This is a genomic window from Streptomyces sp. MJM8645 (genome assembly GCF_001625365.1).
Classification (GTDB): domain Bacteria; phylum Actinomycetota; class Actinomycetes; order Streptomycetales; family Streptomycetaceae; genus Kitasatospora.
Genome location: NZ_LJJF01000001.1, coordinates 901742 through 919576, shown reverse-complemented (window position 1 = coordinate 919576; position 17835 = coordinate 901742). Strand labels below are relative to the sequence as shown.

The 17835-nt window shown below is 73.0% G+C and carries 10 protein-coding genes; 4 read left to right on the top strand and 6 right to left on the bottom strand.

Annotated elements, in window-relative coordinates:
- Positions 1 to 18: 18 nt before the first annotated feature.
- The 6 genes from A6F73_RS03560 to A6F73_RS03535 all read right to left on the bottom strand — a co-directional run bounded on the left by A6F73_RS03560 (position 19) and on the right by A6F73_RS03535 (position 8859).
- On the bottom strand, positions 19 to 969 hold the full coding sequence (locus tag A6F73_RS03560) for an ROK family protein (protein ID WP_063346406.1): 951 nt from the start codon (positions 967 to 969) through the stop codon (positions 19 to 21).
- A 217-nt stretch (positions 970 to 1186) separates the two neighbouring features.
- Positions 1187 to 4228 carry a glycoside hydrolase family 38 C-terminal domain-containing protein gene (locus A6F73_RS03555; protein WP_063346405.1) on the bottom strand — a complete coding sequence of 1014 codons (3042 nt, stop codon included), beginning with the start codon at positions 4226 to 4228 and terminating at the stop codon, positions 1187 to 1189.
- 88 nt (positions 4229 to 4316) lie between these two features.
- Positions 4317 to 5585: a hypothetical protein gene (locus A6F73_RS03550; RefSeq protein ID WP_063346404.1), complete on the bottom strand. Its 1269-nt coding sequence runs from the start codon at positions 5583 to 5585 to the stop codon at positions 4317 to 4319.
- Between the two features lie 82 nt (positions 5586 to 5667).
- A complete protein-coding gene (locus A6F73_RS03545; RefSeq protein ID WP_208869049.1) occupies positions 5668 to 6594 on the bottom strand; it encodes a carbohydrate ABC transporter permease in 927 nt (308 codons plus the stop codon).
- A 5-nt stretch (positions 6595 to 6599) separates the two neighbouring features.
- Positions 6600 to 7472: a sugar ABC transporter permease gene (locus A6F73_RS03540; protein WP_063346403.1), complete on the bottom strand. Its 873-nt coding sequence runs from the start codon at positions 7470 to 7472 to the stop codon at positions 6600 to 6602.
- Positions 7473 to 7569: 97 nt separating this feature from the next.
- Positions 7570 to 8859, bottom strand: a complete 1290-nt coding sequence (locus tag A6F73_RS03535; RefSeq protein ID WP_063346402.1) for a sugar ABC transporter substrate-binding protein — start codon at positions 8857 to 8859, stop codon at positions 7570 to 7572.
- 170 nt (positions 8860 to 9029) lie between these two features.
- Here A6F73_RS03535 and A6F73_RS03530 point away from each other — a divergent pair, with 170 nt between their 5' ends.
- The 4 genes from A6F73_RS03530 to A6F73_RS03515 all read left to right on the top strand — a co-directional run bounded on the left by A6F73_RS03530 (position 9030) and on the right by A6F73_RS03515 (position 17798).
- The gene (locus tag A6F73_RS03530; RefSeq protein WP_063346401.1) at positions 9030 to 10106 is read left to right on the top strand and encodes a LacI family DNA-binding transcriptional regulator; all 1077 of its coding nucleotides are present in this window, start codon (positions 9030 to 9032) and stop codon (positions 10104 to 10106) included.
- A gap of 223 nt (positions 10107 to 10329) precedes the next feature.
- Positions 10330 to 12783 (top strand): discoidin domain-containing protein, encoded by a 2454-nt coding sequence (locus A6F73_RS03525; protein WP_063346400.1) that lies wholly within the window; start codon positions 10330 to 10332, stop codon positions 12781 to 12783.
- Between the two features lie 84 nt (positions 12784 to 12867).
- Positions 12868 to 17106, top strand: a complete 4239-nt coding sequence (locus A6F73_RS03520; protein ID WP_063346399.1) for an NEW3 domain-containing protein — start codon at positions 12868 to 12870, stop codon at positions 17104 to 17106.
- On the top strand, positions 17103 to 17798 hold the full coding sequence (locus tag A6F73_RS03515; RefSeq protein ID WP_063346398.1) for a hypothetical protein: 696 nt from the start codon (positions 17103 to 17105) through the stop codon (positions 17796 to 17798). The genes A6F73_RS03520 and A6F73_RS03515 overlap by 4 nt, the downstream gene beginning before the upstream one ends.
- Positions 17799 to 17835: the final 37 nt, after the last annotated feature.

Genomic DNA, 17835 nt, shown 5'->3' with positions numbered 1-17835 from the left:
GCCTCCGAGGGGTTCGGGTCAGCGGCAGAGCGCGGCCGCGCCGATCAGCCCGGCATCGGTGCCGAGTTCGGCGCGGCGGACGTCGAGGCCGCGGATGTAGGACAGCGTGGCGTAGCGGTCGAGGTGGCGGGCGAGCGGTGCGAACAGGACGTCGCCGGCGGTGGCGACGCCGCCGCCGACCACCACCCGGTCGAGATCGACCAGGGCCGCGGTGGCGGCGATCCCGGCGGCGAGGGCCTGGGCAGCGCGGTCGAAGGAGGCGAGCGCGACCGGGTCGCCCGCCTCGGCGTCGGTGGCGACGGCCCGGGCCGAGCGGTCCTCCCCGGCCGGGCGCCAGCCCTCGGCGAGGGCCCGGCGGGCGATCGCGGTGCCGCTGGCGAGGCCCTCCAGGCAGCCGCGCGAGCCGCACGGGCAGGGCTCGCCGTCCAGGTCGACGCTGATGTGGCCGAGGTGGCCGGCGTTGCCGCTGGGGCCGGGCCGGACGGCGCCGTCGAGTACCAGCCCGGCGCCGACCCCGGTCGACACCACCAGGCACAGCGCGTTGGCCGCGCCCCGGGCGGCGCCCTGCCAGTGCTCGGCGGCGGCCATCGCGACGCCGTCCCCGGCCAGGTGGACGGGCAGCCGCCGGGCGGCCACCGCCGGGTGCGAGGCGACCTCGGCGACTAGCGGGAAGTCGCGCCAGCCGGGGATGTTGACGGGGCTGACGGTGCCGGCGGCGAGGTCGACCGGGCCGGCGCTGCCGATCCCGACGGCCGTCACGGCGGCCCAGTCGGCGGTGCCGGCGAGCCGGTCCAGCACCTCGTGCACGACGGCGAGCACGGCCGCGCCCGGCTCCCGGGCCGGGGTGGGCAGTTGGAGCCGGTGCCGCAGCCGCCCGTGGCCGTCGACCAGCGCCCCGGCGATCTTGGTGCCGCCGATGTCCACGGCGGCGAACAGCGGGGTGGCGGCGGGCGGCGGGGTGAGGGTCATCGCGGCGGGCTCCAGGCGGGTTCGGGCGGGGGTGGCGCCCCGGCGGGCGGGCCGGGGCGCCGATCAGCGTAGTGCGGCATGCGGGGCGCGGCGGGCGGGGGTGCGGGGCCCCCAACGGCGGGGCCCCCAACGGCAGGGCCCCAACGGCAGGGCCCCCAACGGCGGGGCCCCAGCGGCAGGGCCCCGCCGTCAGACGGCCGTGCTCAGCCCGCCGTGCTCAGCCCGCCGCGCTCAGGCGCAGCGTGACCAGCTCGAACGGCCGCAGCGCCAGCCGCACCGCGCCGTCCTCCACGGCCACCTCGCCGCGGGTGCCGTCCCAGGGCCGCTCCAGCAGGTCGCAGGGGACGGCGCCGGCCAGCGGGTAGGAGGTGGTGAGCAGGCCACGGGCACGGCCGCCGCCGGCCTCGTAGACCCGGACGATCAGGTCGCCGCTGCGGTCGTCGGCGAGCTTGACCGCGCTGACCACCAGCGCGTCGTTGTCGAGCTGCACCAGCGGCGCGACCTGCTCGGCGCTGCCGGTGACGCGCCGCTCGGGCAGGCCGATCCGGTAGCCCTCGCGGACGGCGTCGCCGATCGCCGCGCCCGGGACGAGGGCGTGCCGGAAGCGGTGCAGGCCCTGGTCGGTCTTCGGGTCGGGGAAGCGGGGCGCGCGCAGCAGCGAGAAGCGGACCGTGGTGGTGGTGCCGCCGTCGGTGTCGCGCACGGCGCGGGTGACGTCGTGGCCGTAGGTGGAGGCGGTGACGAGGGCGACGCCCCAGCCGGGCTCGTCGAGGTGGACGAAGCGGTGGTTGCAGGCCTCGAACTTGGCGGCGTCCCAGCTGGTGTTGGTGTGGGTGGGCCGGTAGAGGTGGCCGAACTGGGTCTCGGCGGCGTACCGCTCGGTGTGCACGTCCAGCGGGAACGCGGCCTTGAGGAACTTCTCGGTCTCGTGCCAGTCGACCTCGGTGTCGATGTCGAGCCGCTGCTCGCCCGCCCGCAGGGTGAGCGTCTGGACGACGGTGGACGAGCCGAAGGAGCGCGCGACCCGGACGGTGGCCTGGTCGGGGGCGGAGAGCGCCGTCAGCGCGTCCACGGCGGTCAGGTCGGTGACGGTGTTGCGGTAGAACTGGTCGACGTCCCAGGCGTCCCACATGTTGGGGAAGTCCGGGTGCAGTTGGAGCAGGTTGGCCCGGGTGCCGGGGGCGACGGTCTCGCGGCCGCTCGCCACCTCGACCACCGACGCCACCAGGCCGTCGGCGTCCACGACCACGTCCAGCAGCCCGTTGCGCAGCAGGAAGCCGCCCTCGGGCCGCTCGACGACCTCGCAGGCGCCCGCGCCGAACACGGCCGGGGCGGCCCCGCCGGCCGGGACGGCCGAGCGCGGGTGCGGCGCCGAGTTGAACACCAGCTCGCGCCCGCCGGCGGTGTCCCCGGCGAGGGCCTGCTGGGCGCCGTCGATCAGCGAGTCCAGCTCCGCGGCCAGCGCCGCGTACGTCGCCTCGGCCTCGCGGTGCACCCAGGCGATGGAGGAGCCGGGCAGGATGTCGTGGAACTGGTGCAGCAGGACGGTCTTCCAGATCCGGTCCAGCTGCTCGTACGGGTAGGCCGCGCCGGTGCGCAACGAGGCCGTGGCGCACCAGAGTTCGGCCTCGCGTAGTAGGTTCTCGCTGCGCCGGTTGCCCTGCTTGGTCTTCGCCTGGCTGGTCAGGGTGGCCCGGTGCAGCTCCAGGTAGAGCTCGCCGACCCAGACCGGCGGGTTCGGGTACTCGGCCTCGGCCTTGGTGAAGAACTCGGCGGGCTTCTCCCAGCGGACGGTGGCCGAGCCCTCCAGGTCCTTCATCCGGCCCGCCTTGGCGACCATCTCGCGGGTGGTGCCGCCGCCGCCGTCGCCCCAGCCGGTCGGGGCGAGCGAGTGCCGGGCCACTCCCTTGTCCTTGAAGTTCCTTGCCGCGTGGGCGATCTCGCTGCCCTTCATGGAGCAGTTGTAGGTGTCCACGGGCGGGAAGTGGGTGAAGATCCTCGTCCCGTCGATGCCCTCCCAGAGGAAGGTGTGGTGCGGGAACTTGTTGATCTGGCTCCACGAGATCTTCTGCGTCAGCAGCCACTTGGAGCCCGCGTTGCGGATGATCTGCGGCAGGCCGCCGGTGAAGCCGAAGGTGTCGGGCAGCCACGCCTCGTGGTTCTCCACCCCGAACTCGTCCAGGAAGAACCGCTTGCCGTGCACGAACTGCCGGGCCATCGCCTCCGAGCTGGGCATGTTGGTGTCGGACTCGACCCACATGCCGCCGGCCGGGACGAACCGGCCCTGCGCCACGGCCTTCTGCACCCGGGCGTACACCTCGGGGCGGTGCTCCTTGATCCAGGCGAACTGCTGCGCCTGGGACATGGTGTAGAGGAAGTCCGGCTCGTCCTCCAGCAGCGCGGTCATGTTGGCGGTGGTGCGCGCCACCTTGCGGACGGTCTCGCGCAGCGGCCAGAGCCAGGCCGAGTCGATGTGGGCGTGGCCGATCGCACTGATCCGGTGCGCGGACGGCACGGCGGGCGCGGCCAGCACCCCGGCGAGCTCCGAACGGGCGGCGGCCGCCGTGCCGTTGACGTCCTGGAGGTCGATCGCGTCGAGCGCCCGCTCGACCGCGCGCAGGACGTCCCAGCGGCGGGCGCCGTCCACCGGCAGCTCGGCCATCAGCTCGCCGAGCACCTCCAGGTCGATCACCAGCTGCCAGACCGTCTCGTCGAAGACGGCGAGGTCCATCCGGGTCAGCTTGTACTGCGGCTGGTCGCCGGCGGTGTCCTTGTCGCCCAACTCGGTGGGCAGGAAGGGGTGGTAGTCCAGGATGACCGGGTTGGAGGCCGCCTCGACGTGCAGCAGGACCTGCTCGCCGCCGGCCGCGGGGGCGGCGATGCGCACCCACTGGTTCTGCGGGTTGAGGCCCTTCACCGGGGTGCCGTCCGGGCGGTAGACCAGGCCCTCGCACTGGAAGCCGGGCATGTTGGCGTCGAAGCCGAGGTCGATCAGCGCCTCGACCGTCCGCCCGGCCCAGGCCTGCGGCACGGTGCCGGTCACGGTGATCCAGCTGGTGCCCCACGGCGCGCCCCAGGCGTCGCTGACCGCGATCGGGGTGCGCGGCGCGGCCAGGCCCTCGGCGACCGGGACGGGCTCGCCGGGTGCCGTCCAGATGCCGACCTCCAGCGGGACGGACTCGGGGTAGACGGCCGGGCGGATGCGCTCGTCCAGGACGCGCTTGAGGCGGGACTCGACCAGCGTGCGGTCATCGTGCATGTCAGCGGGCTCCGTTGCGTGACTGAGGGGCGTGTCTGAGGGGCGTGAGTGAGGATCGTGACTGAGGGGTAACGGCTGAGGCGAAGGGTTACAGGGACCGTACGTCGTCCGGGTGGACCACCTCGGTGATCCCGCGCGCGGCCAGGTGGGCCTGGTCCTCGGCGTGCTCGGCGAGGACGGTGGTCGGGCGGGCGCCCGCCTCGGCGAGGCGCATGAACGCCTCGTAGACGGCGCCGCCGGGCCCGCAGACCGAGCGCTTGGGCGCGGTCACCTCGTCCCCGGTGGCCACCACCACGGCGGTGGTGCGCGGCTCGGGCGGCTGCCAGGAGCGGCGCGCCTCGGCGGCGGCCTCGGCCAGCCGGGCGCCGGCCGGCTTGACCGCGCGGTCGGTGGTGAGCAGGCCGAGGCTGTACTCCAGCTCGGGGAAGTCGGCCAGCGAGCGGTCCACGTCGTGCGAGCACCACCAGGTGACGCCCCACACGTCCGGGCAGTCGAGCACGGCCTCGACCGTGGCGCCGGTGAACCGGGCGGCGTCCTCGGCGGTGATGTGCGGGGCGGGGGCGCCGACCTCCTGGAGCCAGACCGGGCGGGCCGGGTCGTCCGCCCAGGCCTTGGAGAGCTCGACCAGGTAGGCGGCGTGCTGCGCGGTGGCGGTGGAGTGGGCGCCGTAGCGCTGGGCGGTGCCGTTGAACACCCAGGAGTGCACGGCGGTGGCGGCGCCGATCCGGGCCGAGTGCCAGGGGGTGAACGGGTGTTTGTCCAGGTACCAGGCGGCGTCGTAGGAGGCGTGCAGGTGCATCCGGCCGGGCGCGCCCTGCTCGCAGGCGTCGAGCATCCGGCGCAGCCAGGCGTCGGCCTGTCCGGGGGTGATCCGGTCGGGGTCGGGGTGCGGTTCGCCGGAGAACTGGTTGATCTCGTTGCCGAGCGTCATGCCGAGGAAGTTGGGCCGCTCGTGCAGCGCCTCGGCGAGGGTGCGTAGGTAGGCGGCCTGGCCGTCGAGGACCTCGGGGTCGGTGAAGATGTTGCGCCGGTGCCAGGTCTGGGTCCAGGAGGGCAGGAAGTCGAAGCTCGACAGGTGGCCCTGGAGGCCGTCCACCGCGACGTCCAGGCCGCGTTCGCCGGCCGCGTCCACCAGGGCCGCCAACTGCTCGACGGCGCGCGGCCGGATCAGGGTGCGGTTGGGCTGGAACAGCGGCCAGAGCGGGAAGACCCGGACGTGGTCCAGGCCGAGTGCGGCGATGGAGTCGAAGTCGGCGCGGACGGCGTCGAGGTCGAAGTCGAGCCAGTGGTGGAACCAGCCGGCGCTGGGCGTGTAGTTGACGCCGAACCGGGGGCGCTGCGGTGCGGGGGTGCTCATGGGCGGGTGATTCCTCAACGGGTGTGGGGCGAACGGGCGGTGGGGTCAGGAATCGTCGGACACGTCCTCGGTCGGACCGGGCCTAACCCTTGACGGCTCCCTCCTCGACGCCCTTGAAGAAGAAGCGCTGGCAGACGCCGAACACCACGACGATCGGCAGGAAGGCGATCATGGTGCCGGCCGCGATCAGCCGCGGGTTCGCGGAGAAGGTGCCGTTGAGGTACTGGAGTCCGACGGTGAGGGTGTACTTCTGCGGGTCGTTGAGCACGATCAGTGGCCAGAGGAAGTCGTCCCAGGCGCCGATGAAGGTGAAGATGACGATCACGCTGAGCATGCCGCGCACGTTGGGCAGGCTGATGTGCCAGAGGCGCTGCCACACGGTGGCGCCGTCGACCAGGGCGGCCTGGTCGAGTTCGAGCGGGACGGCGGCGAAGGCGGTGCGCATCAGCAGCACGTTGAGCATGGCGATCGCGCCGGGCAGGGCGACGCCGGTCAGGCTGTCGGCCAGACCGAGGCCGCGCACCAGCACGTACTGGGAGACGATGGTGACCTCGCCGGGGAGCACCAGGGTGGCGAGGAAGAGGCCGAGGACGAGCTTGGCGCCGCGGAAGCGCAGCCGGGCGAGCGCGTAGCCGGCCAGGGTGCAGCCGACCACGTTGCCGGTGATGCAGATGGCGGCGACGATCAGCGAGTTGAGGGCGTAGGTCCAGACCGGGATGGTCTCGGCGACCTTGCCGTAGTTGCCGAAGGTCAGCTGTTCGGGGATGAAGCTGGGGGTGCTGGTGTAGACGTCCTCGTTGGGACCCTTGAGGGAGGTGGAGAGCTGCCACAGGAACGGCCCGACCACCAGGAGCAGGACGAGCACCAGGAGCAGGTAGCGGCCGGCGGTCTGGGCGGGGGAGGGGGTGTTGAAACCCCGGGAGCCCTGGGAGCCCCGGGAGCCCCGGGGTCCCTGCGAGCCCTGCGAGTCTTGAGCGCGGCGGGCGGCCTTCGAACGGGGGGAGGTCACGGGGTTCAGGCCGCCTTCCGGTTCAGGCGCATCAGCAGCAGCATCGGGCCGAGGGTGATGACGAACAGCATCAGGCTGAGCGCGGAGGCGTAGCCGAGGTGTCCGTTGAAGCCGCGGCTGTACATCTGGATCAGCATCACCACCGACATGTCCCGCCCGCCCGGGCCGCCCTGGCCGTGGGAGAGCACGTACAGCTCGGAGAAGACGCGCAGCGCGCTGACCGAGATGAGGACGGAGACCAGCATCATGGTCGGCCGCACCCCGGGCAGGGTGACGTGCCAGAACCGGCGGATCGGGCTGGCGCCGTCGACGGCCGCCGCCTCGTGCAGTTCGCGCGGGACGTTGGCGAGGGCGGACAGGTAGATGACCATGTAGTAGCCGAAGCCCTTCCAGACGGTCAGGGCGATCGCGCTGAACAGCAGCAGCCAGCGGTCGGTGAGGAAGGCGACCGGGGAGTCGGCCATCCCGGACTGCTGGAGCAGGCCGTTGACCAGGCCGCGGTCGTCCAGCACCCAGCCCCAGATCAGCGCCACCACGACGGCGGAGGCGATGACCGGGGTGTAGAAGGCGGTGCGGAAGAAGGTTATGCCGGGGACCTTGCGCTGGACGAGCAGGGCGAGCAGCAGCGGCAGGATGGTCAGCAGGGGCAGGCAGACCAGCATGAAGACGATGCTGTTGAGCAGGGCGTCGGCGAGCTGTTCGTCGTCGAGCAGGCGCCCGTAGTTCTCCAGGCCGGTGAACTGCCCGCCGCCCAGGGGCTTGGCGTTGGTGAAGGACAGGATCACCGTGTTGACGGCCGGCCAGAGGTTGAAGACGGCCAGCCAGAGTATCGCGGGCCCGGCGAGCAGCCAGGGGGTGAACCAACGCCGGTGGGTCATGCCGTTGCCTTCCTGGGGGTGGTGCGGGTCATTCCCGGGTGCGGCGGGCGGGGGTGGCCCGCCGCTCGACCGGTACGGTCGGGGTGGCGGTCGGCCGTCAGCCCTTGAGCAGCTTGTTGCACTGCTCGACGGCGGAGTCCAGCGCCTGCTTGGAGCTCGCGTCGCCGCTGATGGCCAGCGCGATCTGCTGGTTGATGATGGTGCTCATGGCGTCGTCGACCTGGACGGGCTGGATCAGTTTGGCCTTGGCGAGCGAGTCGAAGGCGACCACCTTGGCGTCGCCGGCGTTGGTGCCGTCGCTCTTGCTGAAGAACGGGTCGTTCGCGGAGGCCTTGGTGGACGGGAAGACGCTGGTCAGGTGGGAGAACGCGGCCTGGTTCTCGGGGCTGGTGACCCAGCGGGCGAGGGCGACGGCTGCGGCCGGGTTCTTGGTGTTCTTCGGGATGGTCAGGCCCTGCACGTACAGCGGCGGGACGCCCATGGTGGGGGAGGAGAGCATCTTCGGGGCCATCGTCGGGTTGTCGGTGGCGAGGCTGGTGATGAAGTTGCCGCCGCCGGTGGTCCAGGCCGCCGTGCCCGCGTTGAAGAGCTTGGAGTTGCCGACGTAGGTGTTGGTCAGCACGTCCTTGGGCAGCAGGCCCTCCTTGAAGGCGTCGCGGTACTTGTCGAGCAGCGCGGCGGCCTCGGGGGTGTTGAAGGTGAAGGACTTGCCGTCGTCGGACATCAGCTTCACGCCGGCGTTGTAGAGGTCGCCGAGGCCCGGCTTGCGGCTCATCAGGTAGGTCTGGCCGCCGGACTTCTCCTTCATCGCCCGGGACTGGGCGATCAGGTCGTCCAGGCTGGCGGGGAGCTTCTTCGGGTCCAGCCCGTTCTTCGTCAGGAGTTCCGAATTCCAGTAGTTCACATCGGTGTTGAGGTACCACGGGTAGCCGAAGGTGCCGTTCAGGCCGGTGTAGCGGTAGGCCTCGACGCCGCCTGCGACGTACTCGTCGGCGAGCTTGGGGTCGGCCTTGAGGACGTCCAGCAGGAGGTCCTTCTTGGCCAGCGGGAAGGCGAAGTCCGGCGGGAGGTTGACCACGTCGGGCAGGCCGCCGGACGCGGCCTGGCTGAGGACCTTGTCGGAGTAGCCCTCGCCGGGCTGGTCGAGCCACTCGACCTCGACGCCGGGGTACTTCTTCTTGAAGCCGTCGAGGACGCCTTGGACGTAGTCGGTGAACTTCGGCTTGAGCGCCCAGGTCTGGATCGAGACCTTGCCCTTGACCTCGCCGGTGGCGGCCGCACTCGCCACGCTGTCGCTGTTCTTGCTTTCGCTGGAGCCGAGTCCGCAGCCGGTGAGTGCGGCCGCGGTGAACGCCGTCGTGGTCAGTGCCGCCCAGATTCTTCGCATGAGGGTCTCCCGGTCCTGGGGGTGGGTGGGGGATCGTGCCGAGCTCGGGGGGTGGTTTTGGGTCACGGGGGTGGTGCCGAGTTCCAGAACCTGTATTACTAAACCGGTCTAGCTATGCCAGGGACTATGCTCCCGCCTAAACTTGGATGTCAAGAGAGGAGTCGGGTTCTGTGGCCAGACCGACGATCGCCGACATCGCGCGCCAGGCCGGTGTCTCCAAGGGCGCGGTGTCCTTCGCGCTCAACGGCCGCCCCGGCGTGAGCGAGGCGACCAGGGCCCGGATCCTGCGGGTCGCCGAGGAGATGAACTGGCGCCCGCACAGCGCCGCGCGGGCCCTCGGCGGAGCCAGGGCCGACGCCGTCGGGCTGGTGATCGCCCGCCCGGCCCGCACCATCGGCGTCGAGCCGTTCTTCAGCCAACTGCTGTCCGGCCTCCAGGCGGTGCTCTCGGCCAGCTCCGTCGCGCTGCACCTGATGGTGGTCGAGGACACCGCCGCCGAGATCGAGGTCTACCGGCGCTGGGCCTCCGAGCACCGGGTCGACGGCTTCATCGTCGTCGACCTCCAGGTCCGCGACCCGCGGCTGCCGGTGCTGGACGAACTCGGCCTGCCCGCCGTCATCCTGGGCGGGCCCGGCAAGGGCGGCGGCCCGCTGCGGATCTGGGCCGACGACCGGGAGGCGATGCTCTCCATCGTCGACTACCTGGCCGCCATCGGGCACCGCCGGATCGCCCACCTCGCCGGGCTGCCGCACTTCCAGCACACCCAGCGCCGGATCCGCGCGCTGCGCGACGCCTCCCGCCGGCTCGGGCTGGAGGAGGCCGTGTCGGTGCCCACCGACTTCAGCGACGCCGAGGGCGCCGCCGCCACCCGCACCCTGCTCTCCCGGCCCCGGCGGCCCACCGCGATCGTCTACGACAGCGACGTGATGGCCGTCGCCGGGCTCGGCGTGGCCGGGGAGATGGGCGTCGCGGTGCCCGCCGAACTGTCCATCGTCTCCTTCGACGACTCGGTGCTGGCCCGGATCGTCCACCCGCCGCTGACCGCGCTCAGCCGGGACACCTTCGCGCTCGGCGAGCAGGTCGCCCGCAGCCTGCTGGCGGCCCTCGACGAGACCGGCTCCGGGCGCGACCTGCAGATGCCCACGCCGCGGCTGACCGTGCGCGAGTCCACCTCGCCGCCGGGGGCCGAGCCACCCGACGGGGTGGTTGCTGTGCGAGTCGTTGACAGCGCTCCTGAACCGGTTTAGGTTCGCTGCGCCGAGCGGCCTCCGCCCGGCGCGCACCCAGGCCCTGTCCGGCCCGCACCCTCCGCAGGCCCGCTCCCCCCGCGGGCCCGCCGCGTCGCCGCTGCGCAGGCCGCAGCGGCGACGCGGTCGCCCCGCCTCCGCGCGCACCGCCACGCCCACATGCACCCGGCCCGTCCACGCCGACGGCCCGCCCCCACCCACCTCCGCTCGATCGGAGCCACGCATGTCACGACGGATACCCCTGCTGCTCAGCGCCGCCCTCGCGGCCGCCGTGCTGGGCGCCGCCCCCGCCGCCCACGCCGGGCCGCAGGCGCCCACCACCCCGACCGCCAGTACGCCCGGCACCCCCGGCACCCAGCCCTACGCCTCGTACTGGTACCCCTCCACCATCCTCAACTGGGACCCGGCCACCGACCCGGACGCCCGCTTCAACCGCTCCAGCGTCCCGCTCCAGCCGCGCACCAGCGACCCCGCCCTCAAGGCCAACCCCAACGCCCGCACCGGTGAAGGGAAGGTCGCCTCCCTGGTCTCCTTCGGGCCCACCTCCAACAACCCCTCCCAGGGCTCCGCCGACCCCAACTACTACGCCTTCGGCTACTGGCAGTACGTCGACAAGCTGGTCTTCTGGGGCGGCTCGGCCGGCGAGGGCCTGATCCTCGCCCCCAACCCGACCGTCATCGACGCCGCCCACCGCAACGGCGTCAAGGTCTACGGCACCGTCTTCTTCCCGCCCGCCGCCTACGGCGGCCAGCTCCAGTGGCTCCGCGACTTCGTCCAGAAGTCCGGCAACAGCTACCCCGTCGCCGACAAGCTCGCCCAGGCCGCCCAGTACTACGGCTTCGACGGCTGGTTCATCAACCAGGAGACCGGCGGCGGGGATTCGGCCCTCGCCACCGAAGTGCGCAACCTCATGCAGTACAGCAAGGCCAAGAGCGGCACCGAGTTCATGTGGTACGACGCCATGACCACCTCCGGATCGGTCAACTGGCAGAACGCCCTCACCTCCGCCAACTCCCCGTTCCTCCAGGACGGTTCGAAGCGCACCTCGGACTCGATGTTCCTGAACTTCAACTGGAGCTCCGGCGGCCTGAACTCCTCCCGCGCACTGGCCCGGCAACTCGGCCGCAGCGAGTACGACCTCTACTCCGGCATCGACACCGAGGCCAACGGCTACAACACCGGCGTCGACTGGAACTCCCTCTTCCCGGCCGGCCGGCCGCACACCACCTCGCTCGGCCTCTACCGGCCCGAATGGACCTGGAAGTCCGCCACCGACCGGGCCGACTTCTACGCCAAGGACGCCCGCTACTGGGTCGGCGCCAACAACGACCCGTCGAAGGCCAACCCCGCCGACAACTGGCCCGGCCTGGCCGGCTACGTCGCCGAGTCCTCGCCGATCACCGCCAAGCCCTTCGTCACCAACTTCAACACCGGGCAGGGGGACTTCTACAACTCCGCCGGCACCCGGGTCGCCACCGGCGGCTGGAACAACCTGTCCCTCCAGGACGTCCCGCCGACCTACCGGTGGATGGTCGACTCCAGCGGCAGCCGGCTCACCCCGTCCGTCGACTTCACCGACGCCTACCAGGGCGGCTCCTCGCTGCGCCTCACCGGCACCCTGGACGCCGCCAACACCGTGCGGCTGTACGAGACCAAACTGCCCGTCGCCGCGAACACCAAGCTGGACCTGGTGGTCAAGACCCCGGCCGCCGGGCCCACCAAGCTCAAGGCCGCGGTCTCCTTCACAGACGCGCCGAACAGCTTCACCACGATCGACGTCGGCGCCAACTCCGGTACCGGGTGGGAGCGGCACACCCTCGACCTCGCCCCGTACGCGGGCCGTACCATCGCCCAGGTCGCCCTCCGGGCCGACGGCACCGACCCCGCCTACGACGTGCGGATCGGCCAGATCTCCATCCACGACGGCGAGGTGGGCGCCCCGGCGGCGCCCAACGGCCTCACCGTCCTCGGCGCGAGCGACGTGACGGCGGGCTCCAGCCAGTCGCTGCGGCTCTCCTGGACGGCCGCGCCCGGCGGTGACGTCCACCACTACGAGGTGTACCGGCGCAACGCCGATGGCAGCCGGACCTTCCTCGGCGCGACCCCCAACGACGCGTACTACGTCGGGCGGCTCGACCGGGCCGGCACCGAGGACGCCACCACCCTCGACGTCGAGGCCGTCTCCACCACCTACGGCCGCTCCACCGCCGCCTCCACCACCGTCGGCTGGACGGGCACGCCGCCCGCGACCGGCGGCAACCTGGCGCTGAACCGCCCGGCCACCGCCTCCGGCCAGTGCAACGCCAACGAAGGCCCGGCCAAGGCCGTCAACGGCAGCGTCAACGGCGGCACCGGCGACAAGTGGTGCAGCCTGAACAGCTCCAAGTGGCTTGAGGTGGACCTCGGTTCGGCCAAGCAGCTGTCCAAGTTCGTGGTCAAGCACGCGGGCGCGGGCGGCGAGAGCGCGGCCTTCAACACCCGCGACTTCTCGATCCAGGTCCGCTCGAACACCACCGACCCCTGGACGACGGTCGCCGACGTCACCGGCAACACCGCGGGCACCACCACCCACCCGGTGACCACCACCGCCCGCTACGTCCGGCTGGTCGTCACCAAGCCCACCCAGAACACCGACCCGGCCGCCCGCATCTACGAGTTCGAGGCCTGGGGCCAGTAGCCGGGCACGCCGGCAACTCCCGCCGGGCGCGCGGCAACCGACCCCGCGCCCGGCCCCCGTACCTGCACCGAAAGGACCCTCCCCGTGCCGGTCACCATCACCGCCGTCGAGAACACCGACCTCTTCACCGGTCCCGAGGAAGCCCCGCGCCAACTGCTGCGGGTCACCCTCGACGGCCCGGCCGCCCGGATCACCGTCAGCGGTCCGGGCGTGCGCGGCGAGGCGACCGGCACGGGGCTGGTCGAAGTCCCGTTGGAGCTCACCGGCGCCCCCGAGCCGGGCACTGAACTCCCCGTCACCGTCGAGGCGGAGGGCGCCTGCGTGGACGCCCTGGTGGAGGTCGCCGAACCCGGCTGGACGATGTTCCTGGTCTCGCACTTCCACTACGACCCGGTCTGGTGGAACACCCAGGCCGCCTACACCTCCCCCTGGGAACTGCTCTCCGCCGACGCCACCACCCGGCCCCTCTGGGAGCGCAACGGCTTCGCGCTCGTCGACGCGCACATGGACCTCGCGCTGCGGGACCCGGTGTACAAGTTCGTCCTCGCCGAAGTCGACTACCTCAAGCCGTACTTCGACCAGCACCCCGAGCGCCGCGAGACCCTGCGCACGCTGCTGGAGCGCGGCCAGGTCGAACTCGTCGGCGGCACCTACAACGAGCCCAACACCAACCTCACCGGCGCCGAGACCACCATCCGCAACCTCGTCTACGGCATCGGCTACCAGCGCGACATCCTCGGCGGCGACCCGCAGACCGCCTGGCAACTCGACGTGTTCGGGCACGACCCGCAGTTCCCCGGCCACCTCGCCGCGGCCGGCCTCACCGGCAGCGCCTGGGCCCGCGGCCCCTTCCACCAGTGGGGCCCGATCCAGAAGAACTTCCGCGAGGCCAAGGACGACGCCCGGGTGATGCAGTTCCCGAGCGAGTTCGAGTGGATCGCCCCCTCCGGCGAGGGCGTGCTCACCCACTACATGCCGCACCACTACTCGGCCGGCTGGTGGATGGACTCCTCCCCGGACCTCGCCACCGCCGAACAGGCCGTCTACGAGCTGTACCGCAAGCTCAAGCCCGTCGGCGCGACCAGGAACCTGCTGCTGCCCGTCGGCACCGACTACACCCCGCCCAACAAGTGGGTCACCGAGATCCACCGCTCCTGGGCCGCCAAGTACCTCTGGCCGCGCTTCGTCTGCGCCACCCCGCGCGACTTCCTCGACGCCGTCCGGGCCGAACTCGCCGCCACCGGCCGCCGGCCCAGCCCGCAGACCCGCGACATGAACCCGGTCTACACCGGCAAGGACGTCTCGTACATCGACACCAAGCAGGCCCAGCGGGCCGGCGAGGTCGCCGCCGCCGACGCCGAGAAGCTCGCCACCCTCGCCGCCGTCCACGGCCTCGGGCAGTACCCGACCGCCGCCCTCGACAAGGTCTGGCGCCAACTCGCCTACGGCGCCCACCACGACGCCATCACCGGCTCCGAGTCCGACCAGGTCTACCTCGACCTGCTCGGCGGCTGGCGCGAGGCGCACGACCTCGCGGCCGCCGTCCGGGACGAGGCGCTGGACGCGCTGACCGCGCGGATCTCCACCGCCGGCGTCGGCTCGGCCGCCGGCGCAGGGTCGGAGGGGGTCGGCGGGTCGGCGGTGGCCGCCGGCTCGGCCGTGGTCGTCACCAACACGCTCTCCTTCGACCGGACCGACCTGGTCGTCGTCCAACTGCCCCCGCGGACCGGGGCGGTACGGGTGCTCGACGACCGGGGCGAGCCCGTGCCGAGCACCGTCGACCGGGGGGCCCTGCGCTTCCTCGCCGCCGACGTCCCCGCGCTCGGCTGGCGCACCTGGCGGCTGGTGGAGGGCCCGGCGGCGGAGCCCTGGACGGCGGCCGAGGGCGTGGTGATCAGCAACGACCGCTACCGGGTGAGCGCCGACCCCGTCCGTGGCGGCGGCCTGTCCTCCGTCCACGACCTGCTGCACGACCGGGAGTTGATCCAGGGCGGCCGGATCGGCAACGAACTGCGGGTCTACGAGGAGTACCCGCAGCACCCCGACTTCGGCGAGGGCCCCTGGCACCTGGTGCCCAGCGGACCGGTGCGCGGCTCCGGCACGGCCCCGGCCGACGTGCGCCGCGAGACCGGCCCGCTCGGCGAGCGGCTGGTGATCGGCGGCACCGTCGACGGGATCCGCTACGAGCAGACCGTCACCCTGTGGCGCGGCCTCGACCGGGTCGACTGCCGCACCCGGGTCGTCGACTACTCCGGCGCCGACCGGCTGCTGCGGCTGCGCTTCCCCGTCGACCTGCCCGGCGCGCTGCCGGTCAGCGAGGTCGCCGGCGCCGTCGTCGGGCGCGGCTTCGCCCTGCCCGACGTCGACTCCGCCGAGGCGCCGTGGACCTTGGACAACCCGGCCAACACCTGGTTCGGGCTCGGCGCCACCGCGCGCGCCGTCCTGTCCGACCCGGCCGGATCGCCGCTGGGGGAGCGGGCGTTGGGCGTCGCCGAGGTGGTCGTCCCGAGCCTGGACGACGCCGCCGACGCCCGCCCGCTGGTGGTCGCCCTCGCCCGGGTCGGCGTCACCGCCACCACCTCCGGCGCCGACTGGGCCCGGTACGGCTGGCTGGACGTCGACTCCAACCTGCCCGACTTCCGGATCGTCCTCGGCGGGCCGGAAGAGAACGACGCCGCCCGGGAGTTGATCGAACGGGCCGGCGAGGAGTACGCGAGCGTCCTCAAGACGCACGGCGCGGTCTGGGTGCCCGCGCTCACCCCGCTCGCCGAGGTCTGGCAGCCCGGCGCCGACCTGCGGGACCTGCGGGCACTGCCCGCGCTGGTCGTCGCGGACGCCGCCGCGCTGGTCGCGGACCTCGCCGACGCCCGGATCAGCGCCGTCTGCCCGTCCGAGGTCGTGGACCAACTCGCCGACCACACCGTCGCGTTGCTCAGCTTCGGCCTGCCCGGCTTCGCGGTCGACACCACCGGAGCCCTGCACCTCTCGCTGATGCGCTCCTGCACCGGCTGGCCCTCCGGCGTCTGGATCGACCCGCCCCGGCGCACCCTGCCCGACGGCGCCTCCTTCCAACTCCAGCACTGGACACACGAGTTCAGCTACGCCCTGGTCGGCGGCCCGGGCGACTGGCGGAGCCAGACCCTGCCCGCCCAGGGCCAGGAGTTCAACCACCCGCTCTACGCCCGGATCGCGCCGCCGCAGGAAGGCCCACTGCCGGCCACCCTCTCCTGGCTGCGGATCGAACCGCAGCGCGAAGTCCTGCTCGGCGCGCTCAAGCCCGCCGGCAACCCGATCGCGCACGGCTCGGCGGCGGCCGTCGGGCGTGAACTCGCCGTCCGGCTGGTCGAGTCGACCGGCCTCGGGCGCACGGCGGAACTCGGCGGCGCACTCGGGCTGAGCCACCTGCGGCCCGCCGACCTGCTGGAACGCCCCCTCGGCGAGGCCGCCGAACGCGTCGACCTCGCCGGCTCGCAGATCGCCACCCTGCTCGCCGCCCCCGGCGTCGGCGCCGAACCCGGCGGCCCGGTCCTCGGCCCGGTCGCCGAACCCGCGCAGCCCGTCCACGCCCGCTACTGGCTGCACAACCGGGGCCCGGCGCCGCTCGGCTACCTGCCGGTCTCCGTCGGCGCCTCGCCCGGCCTGCTGCGGACGGACGGCGAGGCGGTCGAACTCTCCGTCGCCCTGTCGTCGCAATTGCGCGACGCGGCGGTCGAGGGCACGGCCGTCGTCCTGCCGCCCGAGGGCTGGCGGACCAGCCTCGGCAGCCGCCCCTACCGGCTGGAGCCCGGCGGCCACCTGCGCTTCCCGGTCACCCTCACCCCGCCCGCCGAAGCGCCGCCCGGCCTGCACTTCGCCGCCGTCCGGATCGTGCACGACGGCCAGGAGATCGAGGACGTCGTGACCATCGCCGTCGGCGACCTCCCCGGCCTGCTGCCCGTCCCCGGCGACACCCCCGAGGACTGGACGATCGCCCAGGGCACCAAGGCCACCACCGGCCGCGACACCGGCCTGGACGTCGCCGTCTCCGAGGAGACCCTGCGCGTCACCCCGGGCGGCCGCACCACGCTCGGCCTCACCCTCACCAACCGCACCCGCGGCGAGATCCGCGGCGAACTCCAACTCGTCTCCCCCTGGGGCACCTGGGAGGCCATCGCCGACCCGGTCCGCGGCTTCACCGTGGCGGCCGGATCGTCCTCGACCGTGGACTTCGAGATCGCCGCCCCCGAATCCACCGACCCCGGCGCGTACTGGGCGCTGGCCAAGGTGATGTGGTTCGGCCGCTGCCAGTACGCCCCGACCGTCGCCCTGGAGGTGGAGGTATGACCCTCGGTCTGCTCGACGGCCGGCCGCTCCCGCGCACCGCCCTCGACCACCGCCTGGCCGCCCTCCGCACCGGCCCGCGTTCCACTGCCCTGCCCCAACCCGGCAGTTCGGAGGACCGCCAGCTCACCCGCTGGGTCGCCCAGGTGCTGCTGACCGAGGCGCTGTGCGAGGCGGTCGCCGCCGAGCGCGACCTGCCCGTACGGTCCACCGGCCCGGCCCGCCTGGACCAGCAGGCCGCCGTCGAACTCGGCTCCATCACCGCCGCCGCCTACGAGGGCAGCGCAGCCGTCCGGGCCGTCTACGCGGTGGTCACCGCCGACGTCGAACCCTCCGCCGCCGACGTCGCCCACTACCGCACCCTGACCACCCGCCCGCCGTCGGCCGTCTGGCACCTCGCACTCCCCGACGGCGAGTTGGAGGCCGACCCCGACACCCTGCCCGCCGCCCTCGCCGAAGCCCTCCGCGAGGCCGCACCCGGCACCTGGGCCACCGCCGGCCCCTGGACGGCCGCCCTCCTCGCCGTCCGCACCACCCCGGAGGAGCGCGACCCCACCGCCGACCTGACCGAAGCCGCCCGCCGCGCCGCCTTCGTCCGCTGGCTCGACCACGAGCGCGCCCAACGCCTCACCCTCGTCGAGGGATTGGAGCACCCCGGCGACCCGGCCCAACCCGACAACCACCACCGCCACTGAGGCGCCGCCCCCTCCGCCGATCTCGACGGTGGCCCCG